Genomic DNA, 20,432 nt, shown 5'->3' on the forward strand with positions numbered 1-20,432 from the left:
AATGCCAAATGTCTGAGTAAATAGAAGGCGATCAAAAAAGAATGGATAGAGACTCAGATTTTCTCTGAAGTCTCTATCCATTCACTATTTACGCGTGGAAACTGCGGATTTCTTCCGATTCTTTTTTTAAGGTAGTCGCGTAGGCAATGAACCCAAGAGCGGCAGTTACGATGAGCAGCATGATCGTAGGTGTAAAATCTCCACCGGACATATCTCTCATCCAGCCCATGATGTAGCTGGAGAAGCCACCTAAAATATTGGTGAAGCCCATAATACCAGCTGCTTTCCCGGCAGTCTCTTTCGTGGAATATTTCACGACAAACAGGTTTACTAAATGGAACATGCCTCCCTGCGTACCCATGGCAATTCCGAGGGATACTCCGGCAATCAGTGGATTGGTTGCGAAGTAAGCGGACGTGAGGAACAGCACGCATAGGATGAACCAGATGGAAGCGAGCAAGCCCGGGCGCTTCTTTTTATCAGCTAAAAAACCGCCGAGGATGACGAAACAGAGCGCAAACATCCAAGATAGGGATGTAATACCGGCCATCGCTTCGCGGGAAAAATGCTTGGCTTCAACCAAATACGTTGGCAGCCAGATGCTGATACCGAAAAAAATGAAGGAGGACATTAAATTACCGAAAAACACGATCCAATACCGGTAATTCGTGAGGAAGCTCTTTTTCTCTTCTGAAGTTCGAGCAGTCGTCTCAGCCAAGCGGATGTGAGCGAGTTCTTTTTGGCTGACGCCAGGATGTTCTTCCGGAGTATTGCGTGCCAAAAACATGAACAACGGAAGGGAGATAAAGAGAGTAAAGCTCGCGAGTACGTAGAACGACACATGCCAGCTATACGTTGTGATTAAATACGTTAATATCAAGGCACCGATGGCAGGCCCCAAATAGTTGCCGATAATCCAAGATGCCTGAGCCCGCCCAATTTCCCGACTGTTAAACCAGTTCGAGATGAATTTTGCTGAGACCGGAATCATCATGCCTTCTCCAAGTCCAAGGATAATGCGGCTGAGCATAAACATCTCATACGATTGAGCCATACCTCCAGCCACCATCGTCACAGTCCATACGCTCAGGCCAATGATGGCTGTTTTCCTTGCCCCGAGCTTATCGATGATAACGCCCCAGAAAATATTCGACACAGAGTAGGCGATCGTAAATATTAACGTAAGTAAACCGACTAACGCGTTTTTATTAGGTCCGGTCAATCCGAGATCCTGCAGGAATTGGGGATCGGTCTGAATGATGGAAATGCTTAACTTATCGATTTGTCCAAAAAACCAAAAGAAAAAGACCGGTAGAGCTACGTAGAACCAGCGTTTTTGCTCAGTAAGCATGTGAAGTTTCACCTCGATCGTGGTAGTTGATAGACATGGGGGCATCTTTGGGCGGAAACCTCTTTTTTGAGTAGGCTCTCGTGTAGGAGCGGGCTAGTATGAATCTACGAGTAAGCCTCCTTTCCTTGAATTTTATCGTTTTAATTACAAAACTTACATTTTGCAATTAAAACATTAAAGCGAGTTATAATAGTATTTAGAATATTAGTCAATTCCGTGAAAGTTATAAAAGGAACAGGGGGAGCCACTGCTGTATTTGCCAAAAAGTGAGTACCTGCATATAATAAGAAGATAAGTGTGTTGTCAAAAAATGTCCCCGTAGCTCAGCAGGATAGAGCGTCAGTTTCCTAAACTGTAGGTCGGAGGTTCGAATCCTCTCGGGGACGCCATACAGGTGCAAATGGTTGTTCGAAATGCGGTTCTCTATTACTTAGAGAGCCGCGTTTTCATTTTGCGGAGCTTCTTCAGCGTCAACTCGTCCACCAGCACCAAACGAACACCTCGCAATTTCCTAGCCGTATATCCGAGGCCTTCCATTTAAAAAATGCATGGATGTTTAGGCGGGCACTCTTTATCAAACGCTACAGAGAATAGGGGGTAAAAGGAGGATTGGAGTTTGGCCAGCTACGTGCAGTATTTTAACGACATCCTTGCGACATTCAACAATCTCCCGAACAAGCTGATGAGTGTGGTTGCGACGATCAATGAACCCCTCAGGAGCTTGACTCACACGTTGATCGTGACCAATGTTCTATTGGGATTACTCTTTCTAACCTCGCTTGTGAACATCTATATGCTATGGAGATATGGCAAAAAGTGAGTCCGTTACCGATGGTGTTCATCTCTAAAGGCAGGGCTTAAGCAATAAAGGGAGGGAGAAAAGGGTGAAGCCTGTCGCTTCATCCTCTTTTTTATTTGCTGGGGGCAAAAGATGTCGCTGTATGGAGGAAAATGTAGACAAGCCGAGAACTCTTACCTCAGGATGTATTTTCCAAAAAATATAAGAGGAGGGGGAGCGAGTTTCTTGGTGGTACGAGTAAAAAAGAGCTTACTAGCTGTTTGTTTCCTGATGATGCTGATGCCCCCGTCATTTGCCGAAGCAGCTACCCATGTCGAGGTCGCAGTCGATCAGTTAAATATTCGTAGTGCGCCTGGAACAACCACGCAAATCGTGGGAACGGTAACAAAAGCAACGCGACTGCCAATCGTTACGGAGCAAAAAGATTGGACACAGGTGAAGCTTGCCAGTGGAAAGACGGGTTGGATCAATAACAAGTACGTAAAAATGATCGAGGTCCCCCAGATCAAATACGTAAAAAGTACCGTAGACATGCTGAATGTTCGGGCAGAACCAAATGCAGCTGCCCAAATCTTGCAGATTATCGATAAAAACGGCGTATTTTTGCAAGTGAAAAAACAAGGGGATTGGGCACAGATCAAGCTTTCAGATCAGGCAAATGGATGGGTAAACATACGCTATTTGACCGAAACAGCTGCGCCAGCACCTACCCCTGTCCCTACGCCAGCCCCGGCACCAACACCGATTCAGACACCAACTGAGCCAATCGCTCCTACCTACCCAGTTGATGCAGGGACAGGAACGATTGCATTGACCGAAGGGGTCGATGTGTACACGGCTCCAGACTTTTTGGGCACAGTGCTTGGTCAATTGAGCGCAGGAACGATTGTCAATCAATACGGCTATGCAAATGGCTGGTATACGATCAATTACGCAGGAACGTACGCCTACATCTATAAGCCGATCGCATCGGATGAGGCAGGGCAGACGGTACCGAGCGAAGTATCCGTGACGCCAGATCCCGCTCCGACACAGCAGGAAGCCTCGATTCGGGTAAAAAATGCCGATACCAATCTGAGAAGCGGCCCCGGAACCAATTATCCGGTCGTGGGGAATGCTCAGCCCGGCCAGGTGTTTCCCGTCGTGCAATCGGAAGGCGACTGGTATTTGATCCGGATGTCCGACGGTTCTACCGCCTACATAGCTGGATGGATTGTAGACCTGATTCAGCCGACGACCAGCACCCCTTCTAACGGAGTAGATCCCTTGGGTGTAGGCTACAACGGCGGAATGGTCGGAAACGAAAAAGTGTACATTTACTCTACGCATAACCGTGAGTCGTGGAGAAATGTTGCCCGAAATACACAGGGAAGCTCTGTTGACGACCCGGAAATCAATATTACCTTGGTTGGAAAACGTTTGGGTGATTTGCTGCAAGCCAAAGGGATTGCGACAATGGTCAACCAGGACGACTTTGCCCAGAAGCTGGCCGAGCAAAAGAAAAGCTTCGCGATGTCCTACACGGAATCGTATAAAGCGGTGGCGGCAGCGGCAGCGGTGAGCCCGAATCTGAAATATATTTTTGATATACATCGGGATAGTAACGAGCCTCGCAGCAAGGTCGCAATCACCATCAACGGAAAGACGTATTCGCGAGTCTTGTTCGTAATCGGAACAGCCAACCCGACTTACCTGGAAAACAAAAAACTGGCGGAAGCTCTGCATGCACGATTGGAAGCGAACTATCCCGGCTTGTCCCGCGGAGTGATATTGAAAGGAACGAACGAAGGAAACGGCGTCTACAATCAGTCTGTTTCCGAAGGAAGTCTGCTGCTTGAGTTTGGCGGAACCAACAATACGCTTGAAGAGTGCTACAACACGGCTGAGGCCTTCGCCGACGTGTTCACCAACTATATGCTGGAGTCACAAATCGCATTTCAATAAAGACAAGCACGATTCCTTCGCCACCAGAAGCGGGGGAGTCGTGTTTTTATTATCTGTAACGACGGTATGAGGAGGTCCCTATGTCTATGTCAAAGATAAATGACCAAGAGAGACAATTGCTAAAAGGAGATTGTGACAGCTGCTTTGGCTTGTGCTGTGTTGCACTGCCCTTTGCAGCCTCATCTGATTTCGCCGTGAACAAGGACGGAGGCCAGCCCTGTAGCAACTTGCAGTCCGACTACCGGTGCAGCGTCCATAGCAAGCTAAGGGACATTGGCTTTCGAGGATGTACCGTGTTTGACTGCTTTGGAGCGGGACAAAAGGTCTCACAAAAAACGTTCCAGGGCAGCGATTGGCGTCAGCATCCGCAGGTAGCGAGGCAGATGTTTGAAGTGTTTCCGCTCATGTGGCAGCTGCATGAGCTGCTCTGGTATTTGACGGAGGCCCTGACACTGGAAGCCGCACATTCTATCCAGGATTCCCTCAAAGCTGCTTTTGATGAGACAAAAAGACTGACAGAGCTACGCCCGGACGCGCTGCAAAGAGTAGACATAGCGGCTCATCGGGCTCGAGTAAATGAGTGGCTCCTGAAGACGAGTGAGCTTGTACGGGCGAAAGCGGTGTCCTTGCAAAAAGGAAAAAAGAAGACATTCGGCAGAGGAGCAGATTTGATCGGTGCCAAGCTCAGAGGAGCGGATCTTCGAGGTGCAAACCTGAGAGGGGCATACCTGATCGCTGCTGACCTTCGGGAAGCAGATCTGCGAATGGCTGATCTGATCGGCGCAGATTTCCGGGATACGGACCTGCGGGGAGCAGACTTGTCCGACAGCCTTTTCTTAACCCAGCCACAACTAAATGCTGCAAAGGGCGACGCTCGTACAAAGCTGCCACCCTCGTTTGCACGGCCAACACACTGGTCCTAAGGAAACTCTTATCTGGATAAGCGTTTTTCTTTTTCTCGGATTGCGTCCCATTCCTTACCTATGTTATTATTTTGTTTGCTGTAACATATATGTTATGACATGTAAATTGAGCGGCGAAAGGGGGAGCATTTTTGAAGCTGGATGATGCGGTAGGGTTTTTGATCAATAATACGGGTCGCAGCATGACGCGGTTTTTGACGAGTGCGTTCAGTCATATGGATGTCACGACTGAACAGTGGTCAGTATTAAAAGGCTTGGAGGAAGAAGATCGACTCACGATAAAAGAACTGAGTAAACGAGTCGGAAAGGACCAGGCGAATGTAACGAGAATATCCGACTTGCTGGAACGTAAGGGATACCTGGTCCGACAGCCAAACCCGGAAGACAAGCGCTCATCGTTGGTCTGTCTGACGGAAGCGGGAAGAGAGATCACCGAGCAGCTGATACCGATCGATGAACACGTCCACGAAGTCGCGCTCAGGGGAATATCAGAGGAGGAAATCGCTTTTCTGAAGCAATTGCTTTCAAAAATCAGAGAGAATGTAAACGCGGAATAGTAAAGAATGGTGCCGCATGGATAGGAGAGAGATTCATTTGGATAAACAGCCCCTATGGACCAGGGACTTCATCAAAATATGCTTGAGCAGCTTGTTTTTGTTTATGACGTACTATGCTCTCGTCGCGACGCTTCCGATCTATATCATGGATACGATGCGCGGCGGCGAACGGGAAGTGGGCTTGACGCTAACGTTCTTTATTATCGCGGCTGTAATCGCTCGACCGATCGCCGGGAAATGGGTGGATGAGCTCGGCAAGAAAAAGGTAGCCATCCTTGCATCCGCTTTGTTTATGCTTTCCGCCTTCACGTACGCAGGAGCTCTCAGCTTTCTTTTTCTCTTGGGACTACGCTTTGTGCACGGGCTGAGCTTCGGCTTTGCGACTACCGCTATGGCTGCCATTGCCACTGATCTCGTTCCTGAAGCCCGAAAAGGGGAAGGTATTGGCTACTATGCGCTGTTCATGAATTTGGCGATGGTCATCGGTCCGTTTGTAGGGCTGCTGATCATGAACACGTATAGCTTTTCCGTTTTATGTATGCTGATTTCTGTGTTTGCTATCATTTCCTTCGTTTGCGGTGGATTGACCAAAGTGCAGGAAGCTCAGGCATCTGTGAAGAAGAGAGCGGATCAAAAGTTTCATTGGAAAAACTTCATTGAACCAGGTGCGATGCCGATCTCACTGACTGCTTGTCTCATGTCCTTTGCCTACAGTGGACTCTTATCCTTTATCCCCGTTTATGCCAAAGAGATTGGGGCAGCAGAGGTATCGAGCTATTTCTTTGTGATTTATGCAGTCATGATCGTACTGTCCCGACCATTTACCGGGAAGCTGTTTGACCGGATGGGCGAGCATGTCGTCATTTACCCGAGTATTATTTTGTACGCAATTGGGCTGATTTTACTGAGTCTGGCAAACGGACCCATGCTGTTCCTGGTAGCGAGCGCGGTTATTGGACTAGGCTACGGCAGTGTCTTCCCGAGCTTCCAGGCCATCGCGCTCAAGTCCGCACCGACAGAGAGAAGAGGTGTGGCGACGGGAACCTATTATTTGTTGTTCGATTTGGGAATGGGGATCGGATCATTCGTGCTGGGGATCATTGCTTCGGCTATGAATTTCAGCTCGATGTACTTGATCTCCTCGCTGATTGTCGCCTTTGCGGGAATCGTATATTTCCGTCTGTACCATCAAGCCTCGAACAGGAAGAAGCTGCAGGAAAAACGAGTAACGCTGCCCGCATCCGGTCAGTAAGCAGGAAGAGCCCTACCTTTGTGGGGCTATTTTTTCTCCTAAAAGAAAAAAAGTGCCGTCCGCCACACAGATGCGGCTTCGGGCACTTCCAAAATACGAACAATTACGCGAGGTTCTTTTTGCCGAAAAGGGCATTATCCAGACTGAGCTTGTTGCTGCCACTGATTGCGAGGGAAGCCGTAATGGCGAGTAGAGCCAATTCCAGCTCATAGCCGGCGCCACCATTGCTGCCCATAAACCCAGCAGCCAGCTTTGCTTTGACGATGGCACCAATCATGACAATCGCCAATACACCAGCGAAAATGCGCGTACCCAATCCGAGAATCAGTGTGATCCCGCCAATGACTTCAACGAAAGCGACAAAATAAGCGATAAAAGCAGGCAATCCCATGGTGCCGAAGAAGCCTGCGACGTTATCCAGGCCCATTTGGAACTTGGCGATTCCGTGAATGACGAACGTGATCCCAGCGATAAAACGTAAAACAATAGCACTCCATTCAAAACGAGAAGACATGTATAATTACCTCCAAGAAGAATTTATTTTAAGTAACATAGTTACCTTTCGTTAGTTAGTTTATAATAAGAAAAGTTTCGTGTCAAGAAACTAATCTCTCTAAGAAAAAACACCCAATCGAAACCGAGGGGAAAGCGCCTGTTTCTGCGCATTCTCTTTTGAAGGATCAGCAAAAGAGCGTTATACTAAAGGAGAATGAGGTGATTCCGATGAAACAGTCCTCCCTTTGTCCGAAATTCGAAAAAGGCATGCAAATGCTTGGGAAGCGATGGACGGGGCTAATCTTATATCAGTTACTGGAGGGACCGCAGCGTTTTTGTGCGCTGGAAGGCGCTCTGCCAGTTAGCGGAAGGCTACTTTCTGAAAGATTGAAGGATCTGGAGAAGGAAGGCCTTGTGCATCGCGATGTCTTCACCGATTCTGCCCCTGTACGGGTAGAGTATTCTCTCACACAGATGGGGCTTGCCATGGAGCCCGTATTAAAAGGAATCGAGAGCTGGGCACAGGAATGGATCGTGCTGGACCCAAAGGACCCGGCGGATTGCGACCGTTCCAATGACTAACTGGTGAACAACAAAGAAGCGCCGAAATGACACCGACGCTGGATTCGATGAATAGGAATAAAAATAAGCCCGGACGGATAAACCGTTACCGGGCCATTTTATTTTAGAGCTTTGTGATTTCGTCCTTCAACAGCTCGGATTGTGTACCGAAAACGACTTGAACGCTGCCCTGACCAAGCTTCATGACACCAGCAGCCCCGAGGTCCTTTAGCCCTTTTTCATTGACGACCTTGTCGTCTTTGAGGACGAGGCGCAAACGGGTGATGCACGCGTCTACGTTCACGACGTTTTCTTTTCCTCCGATGAGGGTCAGTACTTTTTGTGCTTTCTCCTGCATGGTATTAGTGCCTCCTGTTGTGCTGACTTCGACATCGTCATCTTCACGTCCAGGAGTCTTGATGTTCATCTTCACGATCAAGATACGGAACAGGAAGTAGTAAACGACTGCAAACGCCAGACCGATCGGGATAATCAGCCATGCGTTGGTGGAGAGCGGGAAGTTCAGCCCGTAGTCAATCAAGCCAGCAGAGAAGCCAAAGCCGTGCTTGATGCCCATCGCTGTAACAATATACCCGGATACCCCGGTCAAAACCGCGTGGATGACATACAGCAGGGGAGCTGCGAACATGAACGCGAATTCCAATGGCTCAGTAATCCCTGTCAGGAAGGAAGCGAGCGCCGTACCGATAAAGACAGAAGCGATTGCCTTACGCTTTTCCGGTTTTGCTGTGTGAATGATGGCAAATGCAGCTGCTGGCAGAGCAAACATCATGATCGGGAAGAAGCCTGTCATAAACATACCAGCGGATTTGTCACCCGCGAAGAAACGATTCAGGTCGCCGTGGACCACCTTTCCTGCTGCATCGGTAAAGTCACCGATTTGGAACCAGGCAATGGCGTTTAGCACGTGGTGCAGACCAAATGGGATGAGAAGGCGGTTGAAGAAGCCGAACAAACCGGCACCCAGTGCGCCCAGACCGACGATCCAGTTACCCATGCTGGTCAAAGCGTCTTGGATTGGACCCCAAACGATCCCGAAGAGCAAACCGATAATGACCATGCTAAGTGAAGTGATGATAGGAACGAAGCGTTTTCCCCCGAAGAAGCCCAGCCATTCAGGGAGCTTGATGTTGTGATAACGGTTGTAGCAGTAAGCAGCAACTCCACCCGCGAGGATACCGCCGAGAACACCCATGTTCAGCTTCGCATCATCAGCGATGAACGGCATGGCAGCCGGCACTTTGGACAGCACGGCAGTCAGTACCATGTAGGCGATCACAGCAGCCAAGGCGGCTACAGCGTCTCCAGCCAGACCGATTGCGACACCGACGGCGAAGATCAAAGATAAGTTATCGAAAATAGCAGATCCGCCAGCGAGCAGGAAAGGCGCAATGTACTGGTTCAGGAAACCACCAACAGCTGATCCCAGGTGAAACTCGGTTTCGTAGTTGATGGCACCGAAGCGAAGCAAGAGCGCTGCGGCCGGCAACGTGGCGACTGGGAGCATCAGTGCTTTCCCAATCTTTTGCAGAAAGGCGAGCATAAGGAAAACCTCCTTAGGAATGAGATGTATATCAAAAAAGCCGTTCTCCGGATGAAAGGCAGAGGATGAGAGCACGAAGATTGCCCGGAGTAGACTATTCTGATCGATATTATTGAAATCGCTTACAAGCTCTGGGGTAAAACAACAAAACAGTTACTCTGCTTTGTTGTTCAAAAACGCAACGACGTCTTCGGTAGTCGAAAGAGTGAGGACGTGGTTTGCGGTACGTTTTGCTTGCTCCATTGTTGTTGAGCGGATGCGCTGTTTGACTTTTGGCATGACTGATGCAGCTCCGCTGAATTCATCCAGCCCCAGTCCTAGCAGCAGCTCTGTTGCGACAGGATCGCCAGCCATTTCCCCGCACAGCCCTGTCCAGATACCAGCACGGTGCGAGGCCTCGATGACCTGGGAGATCAGGCGAAGAACCGCCGGATGGTAATAGCTGTACAAGTCAGCGATATTTGCATTCATGCGATCGACTGCCAAGGTGTACTGCACAAGATCATTGGTCCCGATGCTGAAGAATTGCACCTCTTTGGCAAACGCATCTGCCTGCAGGCATGCCGCCGGGATTTCCATCATCATGCCGACTGAGATGTCTTCGTCAAAGGCGATGCCTTCCTCGCTCAGCTGCGATTTGGCTTGCTCCAGAATGCTTTTAGCCGCTCGCAGCTGCTCCAGATGAGAAATCATCGGAAACATGATGAGCAGTCGTCCAAAAGCACTGGCACGCAGCAGAGCGCGAAGCTGAACCTGGAACAGCTCTGGCCGTGCAAGTGAAATGCGAATGGCTCGGAAGCCGAGAAACGGATTTTCTTCCTGTTCGAGAGCGAGAGCAGGCAAGTGCTTGTCGCCGCCCACATCCAAGGTACGGATAATCACGGGCTTGTCGCCAAAGGCAAGGGCTACACGCTTGTAAGCCTGGAACTGCTCTTCCTCATCAGGAAGGGTACTGCGGTCCATAAACAGAAACTCGGAACGGAACAGCCCGATCCCTTCTACTCCCGATGCGACCAGCGCGTCTGCTTCTTCCGGGACAGCCATGTTCGCCATCAGATGAACACGGTGACCATCGAGGGTCTTTGCAGGCAGGTCCTTTATAGCGGCGTAGGCTTCGCGCTGGGTGGCTTCCTGTTGTGCCTTTGCTTCGTAGCGCTTTCGTGTTTCCTCATCGGGAGCGGGGTAGAGCTGACCGGTTGAACCGTCCAAAATGAGCAGCGTCTCTGCATCCATTTGAGCCATAAGCGACTCCCCTACACCCATCACAGCGGGAATGCCAAGTGATCGCGCTAAAATGGCTGCGTGAGAGGTAGAGCCTCCCTTTACCGTTGCGATGCCCCGTACGTGCGACAGGGGCAGCTGCAGGGTTTCGGAAGGGGTCACATCTACGGCAATGAGGATGAACGGCTCTTCCGGGAAGCTGACCGATGATTCTTCCCCGGAAAGGTTGCGAATGAGGCGTCTGCTCACATCGCGAATATCGTCAGCTCGCTCGCGCATGTAGGCATCGTCCATGCTCTCGAACAGGGAGATGAATTGATCGGCTATCTGTGAAACGGCTGCGGAAGCGCTGAGAAGCTGGCTTTCAATAGCGCTATTCATTTCCCCTGTGAACGCCGGATCGTCTAAGAACGCGAGGTGTGCGGACAGGATGGCTGCCTTTTCTGCTCCGAGCTGTTCTTCCGTCTGCACTCTCAGTTGCTCCAGCTGCTGGCGCGAAAGCTCGATGCTTTGCGCGAGACGGGATTGGTGGCTGCTTACCTCAGCAGAAGAGATAGCTGTCTCGTGCGCAAGCGGTTGATCCTGAGAAAGCTGGACGATGGGGGCGATCGCGATGCCAGCAGAGACCGGAATACCTTTTAACATAAGAAACTCACCGTCCTCTTTCTGGAGTGTGATTAGCTTGCGAATTCCTGCTGAAAAAGCTGTTGGATTTCAGCTGCGACGCGCTCTTCGTCAGAGCCGTCGACTTGGATGGTCAAATGATCACCTTGGGAAATACCTAAGGTCATGATGCCAAGAATGCTGCGACCGTCAGCCATTTTCTCCCCTTTGTTCAAGGTGATCTTGGATTGGGACTGGGACGTGCGGCTAACGAAGAGAGCTGCCGGGCGAGCATGCAGCCCGCCAGGGGCGGTTACGGTTACTTGAAACTGAATCATGGGGACCTCCTGTTACATGAGCCTCGTGGCCGATTATTTGAGAAGAACGGTCATGATCGGCTCGCGACCAGCTTGCACGTCAGCTTTGGCTACGACGTTCTTTTCTGCTACGACATCGCCATTGGTAATCACGATCGGAGTGACAATCGGGCAACCGGCTTCTTTCAAGACAGATGCATCAAACTCGATCAGCTTGTCGCCAGCTTTGACTTGATCACCGACAGATACGAAGGGAGTAAAGCCCTGGCCTTTCAATTTGACTGTATCAATCCCGATGTGCATGAGAATCTCCAGACCGGAGTCACTGGTTAAACCAATCGCGTGATGAGTAGGGAACAGGTGAGTGACTTTGGCGTCAATCGGTGCGAGCAGGAGCCCCTCGGATGGCAAAATCGCTACACCATCGCCGACTACCTTTTGGGCAAAAACAGGGTCTGGCACCTCGGAAAGAGGCACGATCGCGCCAGTCAGTGGTGCAAGAAAAGTGACTTCTTCTTGTTTCTTACGGGAAAACAAACCGCGTAGCATAAGTTCCTCCTTTTGCGTTGAACGAAAATAGGCATGAGCAGGTTAAACACAGGACATCTATACTATGTCCGTATGTTCTAACCGCTCATGCCTAGTCGAACCTAGTAACACGCAGGTTATGATCAGTTTATTGTTGTAGCAAACGATAGACGTGCATGGCCATATAGCCAATTTCGTCTTCAGGTACTGTCACTTCGAGTCGGGTTGAAATGTAATCAGCCAGCTCAGAGGCAAGCTCGTAAGCGTCCGGGATCGTGGTTTTGACCCGGTCCAGCAGCGGATTTTGAATCGACTTTTGCTGGCGGATACGCTCTACGGCAAATCGCAAATGAGTGATCAGGCGAACATAATCGACAGTGCTGCGTTCGATGGTTTGGCCTGTGCGCTGTTCGACGATGGACACCAGCTCGCTGATGATGTTGGCAAATTGAACTGCCTTGTTTACGGGCAAATAGCTGATTGCCGAGTGTATATGCAGGGCCAAAAAGCCAATCTCACTCTCGGGAATATCCAGGGAAAACGCCTTCTTGATCATATCCGCCGCCCGTTTCGCCAGCGCGTACTCTTTTGCGTACAGCGTCTGTACTTCAAACAGGAACGGATTGACGATCTCCATGCCATTTCGCAGCCGATAAATAGCAAACTGGATATGGTCAGGCAAGGCGACGTGCACGTGCTCGTTCAGCTTCGGTGTGATCTCAATCGCGATCAAGGCGATGATCTCTTCCGCAATACCGACGACAGCAGGGTCTACTTGACTGAGTATCGTTTGATATTGCTTTTGATGACTTTCACTTTCCAATCGAAAACGCTTCTCCACACGAGGGTCCTGGGCAGGAATGGTGTTCCCGGGCTTTGCACTAAATCCGATGCCTTTTCCGAACAGCACGATCTCCTGATGGGAGTCAGGCTCTTCAACCAGTACGACGTTGTGGTTCAACACGCGTGTGATCGTATATACTTTTTCCTGTTCTCGGGACAACCAGTTCACCACCTTTGTTACATAAAGAAAGAGCCGAAAAAACCTTTTTATCAATTAAAAAGATCTTCTCGGCTCATGCCTGCATAACCAGTAACACGCCTGTGTGAAAACGCTTCAATTGATTTTTATCATAGCTCACGTTTTTCTGGTTGTCAATCACCCTGTACACCGGGCTTGTACGCCCTATTTTACCAGCCAAAATTCTATCACCGAGGGCAGGGGAATGCCAAAAAAACAAGCTGACGGCTATGAAGGGGAACCCGCCAGCTTGCCTCGTTATTTGGTGAATTTGTCTGCGATGGTCGAAGCACAAAAGGAATTTGGCTTGATTTCTGCCCGGAAATGGTTGGTTTCTGCTAGGCTTAGCAAGGACTGGATAAACTTACGGGTAGGACCGTTCGCTCCGATGTCAAAGTGCAGGCGAATAGGGGTATCGAGCTGGCGATCACGGAGGTACTGACGCACTTCTGTAGCGAGACCCACTGCGTACATCGCTTCCTGAAAAATGCGCTGCTGCAGGGAGGAGTAACGCCTTTCCTGGAATTTGTGATAGAAAAAGGTGCCTCCATGACCAGGGCGAATCACCGTAATGACTAGCGCAAAAAAGGTTCCACGGCTTTTGAGCTGTGAATCGGCTCCCACGATAATCTCAAATGGACCGGCCATTGACGAGATGGTTTGCTCGATATGGGAGAATACATCCTCCTTGGCAAGCAGCCCTCTAGTCGGACTGTGAAAACAATCGAACAGAGAATTTGCAGAGGTTAAGCCCACTCACATCCCTCCAGATAGAGGCAATCTCTAGTTTCCAAATCTGATCCGTACATCATTAATGTATGTAATCTCGCAGAGAGTATGTGAACAGGTCGGACAAAAAACTTATCGAGCAAACGATGCGGTCGGATGGAAAGCGGCAGAAGGAGTACATTTCGCTTTCCGTACAGCATGCTGCCATGTATGCTTAAAGGAACGAAGAAGAATTGATGAAGAAAATAGTTTGTCCTCATTTACAAATCATGTGATTAATCATGAAGATAAAGGTGTGTAAAAAAAACAGTGATAGGATCTCATCTGCAAGAGCATGAACGATATATGAAGGCGGCCATGGAGGAAGCGCAAAAGGCGGCTGCGATCGGAGAAGTGCCGATTGGCGCCGTCGTCGTACGGAACGGGGAAATTGTAGGACGAGGGTACAACCTTCGGGAAACGCAAAAGGATCCGACGCTCCATGCGGAAATGATCGCGATCCGCGAAGCGAGCGAGCGGCTGGGCGGCTGGAGGCTGATCGGCTGCACCCTCTATGTGACGCTGGAGCCGTGCCCGATGTGTGCCGGTGCCATCGTTCAGAGCAGGATTGAGCAAGTCGTTTACGGTGCACGCGATCCCAAAGCGGGCTGTGCCGGGACACTTATGAACCTGCTGGAGGAGCCGCGCTTTAATCATCAGGTACCGGTAATCGAAGGTGTACTTGCAGAGGAATGCGGGCAAATGCTGAAGGATTTCTTTCGCTCCCTGCGTCAGAGACGGCAGTCCAAAGAGGGCTGAGCGCACCTGTTATGCTGGCCATGTAAAAAAGACCGCTGGCATCGTATCCATAGATGCCGAGCGGTCTTGTGTTTTTTATCGCTGGTTTTGCAGCATGTCCAGCTCTTCATCCGTCAATTCGCGGTATTCTCCCGGCTTCAGAGCGGGATCCAAATGCAAGGGACCCATGCGGATGCGCTGCAAGTAAGTCACGTGCAGATCAAAAGCTGCAAACATGCGCTTCACCTGATGAAACTTTCCTTCCATGATGGTGACACGAATCTCAGAGGTTTCACCGGAGGAGAGGATTTCGAGCTTGGCTGGCAGAGTCGTGAAGTCCTCTAGCTCAACGCCTTTGGCAAATTCTTCGACATGGCGCTCCGTTACCCGGCCATCGATTCTCGCGAAGTACTCCTTGTCCACTTTCTTTTTCGGAGAGAGCAGGCTGTGGGAAAGCTGTCCATCGTTGGTCAGCAGCAAAAGACCTTCCGTGTCGATATCCAGGCGACCTACCGGGTGCACCTTGATCGCCCATTCATAAGGCAAAAGATCTACTACCGTTTCATGTACATTGTCTTCGGTTGCGGAGACGACCCCGGGGGGTTTGTTCATCAAAACGTAGACCCAGCGTTTAAAGTTGAGCGGCTCTCCATCGACGACGATGTTTTGCTCTTCTGCAATGACATGCATGCCGGGGTCGGTAGCGACGACATCATCGACAACGACCAGCCCCTGTTTGACCAGGACCTTCACTTCCTTGCGCGTGCCAAGACCCATATTGGCCAGTACTTTATCTAAACGTTCACGTTTCATGTGTGTTCCTCACTTTTCTTCTACTCTAGGACAGGTATATGGTTATTAGTTTGGCCTAATGCAGCTCGCAAATCAAGAGGAACACCAAGGATTAAGTCTTGCAATTTTACGGTGGATTTGCTATAGTTAGTAATGTTTCTGACTGAATATCGATTCTGGAGAGATACCCAAGTGGTCATAAGGGGACGCACTCGAAATGCGTTAGGCGTCGTGAGGCGTGCGTGGGTTCGAATCCCACTCTCTCCGCTTATTGTGAAAGCATGATTTTGCCGAATGGTGAAATCGTGCTTTTTTCATTTTTTGACAGGAACCTACAAAACAAATAAGCTGCCACCGAAATCGCTCGATGACAGCTTGTCCATAAAAGACAGCTTATTTTGCTGGTGTTGCTGCAGTTCTCAGTTGTTCGTTTTGCTTCAAGAGGTTAGTCAGGCCAAAGCGCCCGAAACCGCTGCCCTTTTTGATATCTTTTTTACCATACCCTGGCATTGGAAACATTTTAAAAATCCCCCCTTCTGTCAATGTCATATTATGTAAATCATAACATTGGAGACGAAATAGCGTCAATTCCTGGTATTCGGATGATTCAAATAAAATAGCAGACGCTCAAATTCTGTTGAATAAATATTTTCCGTGCCGTTATATCCTTCTCTTTTGCCAATAGGCTGCGCAAATTTGCTATACAGACGGTTGAGATAGGGATGATCCTCTCTTGCGGAAAACTGGAAGAGCTTGATGGATGGATTCTCTTCGGCAATCTGATTGGCTAAATGGCGAAATCCGTGGATGAATAGTCGACTGCTTCGGAATTTTTGATCGAGAATGACAGAATTCACCAACACGATCTCGCCTTGAGGATCGTCCTGATAGTCGGCGCTGTAGTACTGGTAATGCCCCCACCCAATGACATCATCGTTCAAATCCTCCACGAGGATAATACGAGCGTGGGGCAGAGTGACAAAAATATGCGAAAGTGTGTCGTATAAGGTGAAAAACGGGTGGAACTCTCTGCGGTGGCGGATAAAGTACAGCGTAAATTTTGCATAGTCCGCGTCACTTGTGCACATCCTGAATTTTCCTAGCATTCACATGCACTCCTAGCTACGTCTTTGCGCCAACGTCATTCTCACGTGGGCGTCGATTTCCGGGTAACGGGATAAAATATAGTAGAGAACCTTACGCTGCAGGGTCAAAAAGACACACGGTGTCAAGGCAGTTACGGTCGCGGTACGAGGCACGTTCTCCAACAGCGCGATTTCCCCGAAATGATCACCATCCTGAAGGACGGCCAGACGGATTTCCCCGGTTTCTGAGTCAGGTGCGGCTTTGGTGATCTCCACTTTTCCACGAGCAATCAGGTAAAACTTTTCCCCAACGTCTCCTTCGTGAATGACGGCCTGCCCATTTGTGTAGGCTTCGGTTTGAAACAGGTCCGATATTTCCTCCAGAATAGCTGATTCAATTCCTTGAAAGAATGGGAGCCGAGACAGACGTTCTTTATCGATTGTCGCTTCCTGCCCATTTTGGGACAGGAACAACCCGCTTTGCTTCTCCCACAAGGCCTTATAAAATCCCCCACTATCCAGCATCTCCTGATGGCTTCCCTGATCGATCAGCTTTCCCTGATCAAAGACGAAAATCTGGTCATACCCCGTAATAGCTGCCAGACGATGTGTCACGGAAATAACCGTCCGTCCTTTTGCCAGATCTTCAAAGGTTCGATTAATGGAAGCTTCCGAAATCGGGTCAAGAGCAGAGGTTGCCTCATCCAAAAGAAGGATGGGCGGATCGCGAAGGATGGCCCGCGCGATGGCTATTCGTTGTCGCTGACCTCCGGAAAAATTGCTTCCTTCGTCTAGAACCATTGTCTCGTAGCCTTCGGGGAGGCTGCTAACAAAATCGTGAATCTCCGCCTTTTTCGCTGCGGCGATCACTTCCTCACGTGTAGCCTGTGGCCGGCTGATTCGGATGTTGTCATAGATCGAGCCGTGAAACAAAAAGTTGTCTTGAAAAACGACTCCGATTCGCTCCCGAAAGGCTCCCCGGTTCCAATCCGCAAGACTCACTCCGTTTATTTTTACTTGCCCAAGCTGTGGGTCGTAAAAACCGAGCAGCAGCTGGAGCATCGTACTTTTCCCAGAGCCACTGGAGCCGACGAAAGCTGCTCGGCTGCCAGAAGGGATATGCAGGCTGACTTCTTTTAGAACAGGCTGCTTTGCTTCATACCCAAAGGTGACGTGATCCACGTGGACTTCTGCTTGGCACTGATTTTCCGAAGAAAAGGGGATCAGCTCTCCACTTGCTTCCCGAGACTGCGCCAACAGGTCGGCGATGCGCTCCATGCTCACGCGTGCTTCTGTAAACGCGGGGATGATGAAGGTCAAGCCAAAGACGGAATTACCCATGGAGGTATACATCGTAAAAAAAGCGACGAGCGCACCGACAGTAATTTTACCTGTCAAAGCCAGGTAAGAGCCGAGTCCGATGATCGTCAGGTTGATGAACAAGAGGCTGATCAGCGGGATTCGTTCCAGCTGCTGATTCACGAGCTGTCGGTGATAGCCGGTAGCCGATAGCAATTGAAGACGCGAACTGAATTTTTCAATCATAGCAGCCTGCAGATGGTAGCCCTTGATGACATTTTGTGCCTTCATGTTCTCCTGCAGCTCTGAGGTCATATGGGTAAATTGCTGTAAATCGTCTTCATTCGCTTTGCGTGCGCGTGGACCAAACAAATAGGGACCGATAAAGATGACCAAGGCACCGACCAGTATCAACACAGCCATGCTCCATTGTAAATAAAACAAAACTACCGTACTGACGATCACGACGAAAAACGATTGGATGCCTGTCGTCAACAGGACATTCATGACTCTCCCAATGGCTGGCAAATCGACGGAGAAAAAGGCAACAAGATCACCGGACCGATTCTTTTGAAAATAGCTGATAGGAAGGTGCTGAATGTGTTCAAAGACTCGTTTGTGCAGGTCTTCTTGCACACGAGTATGAAGGCGGGCAAGCGCATAATCGCTCAAGATTCCCATGCCGATACAAATGACACCGGTAGACACAAGGACTTTCAAAATAAAGAAAAAATAGTCCAGATCGCGAGGTTCAACTGCCTTGTCGATGATGAATGTAAAGCTCAAAGGTGCAAGGGAAATGAAAGTGAGGTCAAACAGCAAGGCCAATAAAAAGAGTGACGTAAGCAGCTTGTAGGAGCGCAGGTAGCTCAGCAGGCTTTTGATGACGGTAAGCATGGTGATACTCCTTGGAATCAGTCGTAGTATTGATCATGCCGGAACTTGGCCGCATAGGAGTGCCAATCCGAAAAAGAGGCACGGTATTCGATGAGAGTACCACCGTGGTCTGTTTCGACAACTGCTGTTTGCTTGGCAAGCTTGGAAAACAGCGGACGGAGGTAATCGTCTGCAGGTGCCCAAAAACGCAGCTCACGGATATCAACTGGCAGCTGGGCGAGATGCTGCGTAAAAAATTGCATCGTCCTGAGGAAAAGCAGGGTGCGGCGAAAAGGCTCTAAAAAGTGAATGACCTGAATCTGCGCAATGTGAGTATCCTGGTAATCGTTCTCTCCTGTACCTAGAATACAGCCGATCGTCCCAATCATTTCGTGGTCATCGGAATAGCAAAGTATAGCGATCTGCTCCATGAAGGCAGGGCTCGCGATATAGCTGAGGGTAACGGGAAATGAATAAGGGAGGTTCAGTTTGGAGTAATTCTCCAGTAAAAACTCTAGGTAATTCTGCATGTAGAACTCGGTTGCACAAACAGAAAAATCGTAGCTCATCTTTGCTCACCTTCACTGGATTCGATTTCCAATCTCACTTTTTCCACTATAACAAACAAATAGAGTCGCTGTAACTATCGACCTTTTCGCTTCAATCGGGCCATTTGCGGAAAGAGGAAGTGGGCCAAGGAGAGGTGTTGACAAAGAAGACACTACCACTTAATATTATACCCATAGGGGTATTGGTATTAAGCTGAAATTACAATTCACCGATAGGGAGGCACTCTTCATGAACAAAGGATGGCAAGATGTAACGACGGAGCAGGTAGAACAAAAATTGTCCCATGATCCAGAAATACAGCTCATCGATGTGCGCAATCCGGATGAATATGAGGATGATCATATACCAGGCGCCAAGCTGATCCCGCTGTCAGAGCTGCCTGCTCGCACAAATGAAATCGATCACAATCGGGAAGTCATTTTTATTTGTCGAAGTGGAAACCGGAGTGGCAAAGCATGTGAGTACATGGCACAGCTCGGGTATTCCCAAATGTACAACATGGTCGGCGGCATGCTGGCATGGACAGGAAAACGGGAGCGATAAAAATACGAGGGGGAGCTTTGAAATGACGAATCAATCAACAATTGCTGTCGATCAAGTATTGGATTGCAAAGGACTGGCATGTCCGATGCCGATCGTACGGACAAAGAAGGCCATTGACCAGCTGCAGCCCGGACAAGTGATTGAGGTCCAAGCGACTGATAAAGGCTCGCTTGCCGATCTGCAAGGCTGGGCAAAAAATACGGGTCATCAGTATTTAGGAATGATTCATGAGGGCGATGTGCTCAAGCATTTTCTGCGCAAAGCGACTGCCAATGAAACCAAGCTGGAAACGAAATATCCGAACACCATTACCAACGAAGAGTTGGCGGTTAAGCTGCAAAAGAAAGAGCCGATCGTCGTGCTGGACGTTCGCGAACCAGCAGAATATCTCTTTCAACGTATTCATGGAGCACTTTCGATACCGCTAGGGGTATTGGAAAAGAATCTGGATCAACTAAATCCAGGTGACGAGATACTCGTCATCTGCCGTTCTGGTAATCGTAGCGACATGGCGTGCCAGCTACTCGCTGAAAAAGGCTTCCCACAGGTAAAAAACGTCGTTCCCGGCATGTCAGGTTGGACTGGTCCGACGGAAAAACAATAATTCAACTCAAGAACCATGAAG

At 49.4% G+C, this 20,432-nt stretch carries 22 protein-coding genes and 2 tRNA genes; 11 read left to right on the forward strand and 13 right to left on the reverse strand.

What is annotated here, in order from left to right; all coding sequences use genetic code 11:
• Positions 1-88 precede the first annotated feature (88 nt).
• Positions 89-1,351 carry an MFS transporter gene (locus tag ACLIN2_RS00260; RefSeq protein WP_122961482.1) on the reverse strand — a complete coding sequence of 421 codons (1,263 nt, stop codon included), beginning with the start codon at positions 1,349-1,351 and terminating at the stop codon, positions 89-91.
• Positions 1,352-1,663: 312 nt separating this feature from the next.
• Between ACLIN2_RS00260 and ACLIN2_RS00265 the strand changes: the two genes are divergently transcribed.
• The 6 genes from ACLIN2_RS00265 (at position 1,664) to ACLIN2_RS00290 (ending at position 6,826) form a co-directional block, all read left to right on the forward strand.
• Positions 1,664-1,740, forward strand: a tRNA-Arg gene (locus tag ACLIN2_RS00265).
• Positions 1,741-1,967: 227 nt separating this feature from the next.
• Positions 1,968-2,171, forward strand: a complete 204-nt coding sequence (locus ACLIN2_RS00270) for a hypothetical protein (protein ID WP_092274774.1) — start codon at positions 1,968-1,970, stop codon at positions 2,169-2,171.
• Between the two features lie 204 nt (positions 2,172-2,375).
• Positions 2,376-4,094: a stage II sporulation protein P gene (gene spoIIP, locus ACLIN2_RS00275; protein ID WP_411502992.1), complete on the forward strand. Its 1,719-nt coding sequence runs from the start codon at positions 2,376-2,378 to the stop codon at positions 4,092-4,094.
• Positions 4,095-4,180: 86 nt separating this feature from the next.
• Positions 4,181-5,017: a pentapeptide repeat-containing protein gene (locus ACLIN2_RS00280; protein WP_400587977.1), complete on the forward strand. Its 837-nt coding sequence runs from the start codon at positions 4,181-4,183 to the stop codon at positions 5,015-5,017.
• A 131-nt stretch (positions 5,018-5,148) separates the two neighbouring features.
• A complete protein-coding gene (locus tag ACLIN2_RS00285; protein ID WP_411502993.1) occupies positions 5,149-5,574 on the forward strand; it encodes a MarR family winged helix-turn-helix transcriptional regulator in 426 nt (141 codons plus the stop codon).
• A 37-nt stretch (positions 5,575-5,611) separates the two neighbouring features.
• Positions 5,612-6,826, forward strand: a complete 1,215-nt coding sequence (locus tag ACLIN2_RS00290) for an MFS transporter (protein WP_411502994.1) — start codon at positions 5,612-5,614, stop codon at positions 6,824-6,826.
• 103 nt (positions 6,827-6,929) lie between these two features.
• On the opposite strand, the gene ACLIN2_RS00295 is transcribed toward ACLIN2_RS00290, so the two are convergent.
• A complete protein-coding gene (locus ACLIN2_RS00295) occupies positions 6,930-7,340 on the reverse strand; it encodes a DoxX family protein (RefSeq protein ID WP_092274785.1) in 411 nt (136 codons plus the stop codon).
• 209 nt (positions 7,341-7,549) lie between these two features.
• Between ACLIN2_RS00295 and ACLIN2_RS00300 the strand changes: the two genes are divergently transcribed.
• Positions 7,550-7,903, forward strand: coding sequence for a winged helix-turn-helix transcriptional regulator (locus tag ACLIN2_RS00300; protein ID WP_400588053.1), 354 nt, complete (start codon positions 7,550-7,552; stop codon positions 7,901-7,903).
• A 103-nt stretch (positions 7,904-8,006) separates the two neighbouring features.
• Here ACLIN2_RS00300 and nagE read toward each other — a convergent pair whose 3' ends face one another.
• From nagE to ACLIN2_RS00330, 6 genes are all read right to left on the reverse strand, one after another.
• Entirely contained in the window at positions 8,007-9,446 is a 1,440-nt protein-coding gene (nagE, locus tag ACLIN2_RS00305; RefSeq protein ID WP_092274788.1) for an N-acetylglucosamine-specific PTS transporter subunit IIBC, read from the reverse strand.
• A gap of 153 nt (positions 9,447-9,599) precedes the next feature.
• The gene (gene ptsP / locus ACLIN2_RS00310) at positions 9,600-11,312 is read right to left on the reverse strand and encodes a phosphoenolpyruvate--protein phosphotransferase (RefSeq protein ID WP_411502995.1); all 1,713 of its coding nucleotides are present in this window, start codon (positions 11,310-11,312) and stop codon (positions 9,600-9,602) included.
• A gap of 32 nt (positions 11,313-11,344) precedes the next feature.
• On the reverse strand, positions 11,345-11,608 hold the full coding sequence (locus ACLIN2_RS00315) for an HPr family phosphocarrier protein (protein WP_092274794.1): 264 nt from the start codon (positions 11,606-11,608) through the stop codon (positions 11,345-11,347).
• Positions 11,609-11,641: 33 nt separating this feature from the next.
• Positions 11,642-12,136: a PTS sugar transporter subunit IIA gene (locus ACLIN2_RS00320; RefSeq protein WP_122923880.1), complete on the reverse strand. Its 495-nt coding sequence runs from the start codon at positions 12,134-12,136 to the stop codon at positions 11,642-11,644.
• A gap of 127 nt (positions 12,137-12,263) precedes the next feature.
• Positions 12,264-13,118, reverse strand: coding sequence for a glucose PTS transporter transcription antiterminator GlcT (gene glcT / locus ACLIN2_RS00325; RefSeq protein WP_092274800.1), 855 nt, complete (start codon positions 13,116-13,118; stop codon positions 12,264-12,266).
• 276 nt (positions 13,119-13,394) lie between these two features.
• On the reverse strand, positions 13,395-13,892 hold the full coding sequence (locus ACLIN2_RS00330) for a ribonuclease H-like YkuK family protein (protein WP_092274803.1): 498 nt from the start codon (positions 13,890-13,892) through the stop codon (positions 13,395-13,397).
• A 285-nt stretch (positions 13,893-14,177) separates the two neighbouring features.
• Between ACLIN2_RS00330 and tadA the strand changes: the two genes are divergently transcribed.
• Entirely contained in the window at positions 14,178-14,663 is a 486-nt protein-coding gene (tadA, locus tag ACLIN2_RS00335) for a tRNA adenosine(34) deaminase TadA (protein WP_258957883.1), read from the forward strand.
• Between the two features lie 75 nt (positions 14,664-14,738).
• Here tadA and ACLIN2_RS00340 read toward each other — a convergent pair whose 3' ends face one another.
• Positions 14,739-15,455: a pseudouridine synthase gene (locus ACLIN2_RS00340; RefSeq protein WP_092274809.1), complete on the reverse strand. Its 717-nt coding sequence runs from the start codon at positions 15,453-15,455 to the stop codon at positions 14,739-14,741.
• 157 nt (positions 15,456-15,612) lie between these two features.
• On the opposite strand from ACLIN2_RS00340, the gene ACLIN2_RS00345 reads away from it, so the two are divergent.
• Positions 15,613-15,701, forward strand: a tRNA-Ser gene (locus tag ACLIN2_RS00345).
• Between the two features lie 126 nt (positions 15,702-15,827).
• Here the strand turns inward: ACLIN2_RS00345 and ACLIN2_RS00350 are convergent.
• The 4 genes from ACLIN2_RS00350 to ACLIN2_RS00365 form a co-directional block, all read right to left on the reverse strand.
• Positions 15,828-15,953, reverse strand: coding sequence for a hypothetical protein (locus ACLIN2_RS00350; protein ID WP_258957874.1), 126 nt, complete (start codon positions 15,951-15,953; stop codon positions 15,828-15,830).
• A 65-nt stretch (positions 15,954-16,018) separates the two neighbouring features.
• Positions 16,019-16,540, reverse strand: a complete 522-nt coding sequence (locus tag ACLIN2_RS00355; RefSeq protein ID WP_400587989.1) for a GNAT family N-acetyltransferase — start codon at positions 16,538-16,540, stop codon at positions 16,019-16,021.
• Between the two features lie 12 nt (positions 16,541-16,552).
• The gene (locus ACLIN2_RS00360) at positions 16,553-18,715 is read right to left on the reverse strand and encodes an ATP-binding cassette domain-containing protein (protein WP_411502996.1); all 2,163 of its coding nucleotides are present in this window, start codon (positions 18,713-18,715) and stop codon (positions 16,553-16,555) included.
• Between the two features lie 17 nt (positions 18,716-18,732).
• Entirely contained in the window at positions 18,733-19,263 is a 531-nt protein-coding gene (locus tag ACLIN2_RS00365; RefSeq protein ID WP_411502997.1) for a hypothetical protein, read from the reverse strand.
• A 229-nt stretch (positions 19,264-19,492) separates the two neighbouring features.
• Here ACLIN2_RS00365 and ACLIN2_RS00370 point away from each other — a divergent pair, with 229 nt between their 5' ends.
• Together ACLIN2_RS00370 and ACLIN2_RS00375 are read left to right on the forward strand one after the other, a co-directional pair.
• Complete coding sequence (locus ACLIN2_RS00370) at positions 19,493-19,807, forward strand: rhodanese-like domain-containing protein (RefSeq protein WP_411502998.1); 315 nt, start codon at positions 19,493-19,495, stop codon at positions 19,805-19,807.
• Positions 19,808-19,829: 22 nt separating this feature from the next.
• Positions 19,830-20,411, forward strand: a complete 582-nt coding sequence (locus ACLIN2_RS00375; protein WP_411502999.1) for a sulfurtransferase TusA family protein — start codon at positions 19,830-19,832, stop codon at positions 20,409-20,411.
• Positions 20,412-20,432 lie beyond the last annotated feature (21 nt).

It is taken from the genome of Brevibacillus centrosporus, assembly GCF_046622605.1.
Classification (GTDB): domain Bacteria; phylum Bacillota; class Bacilli; order Brevibacillales; family Brevibacillaceae; genus Brevibacillus; species Brevibacillus centrosporus.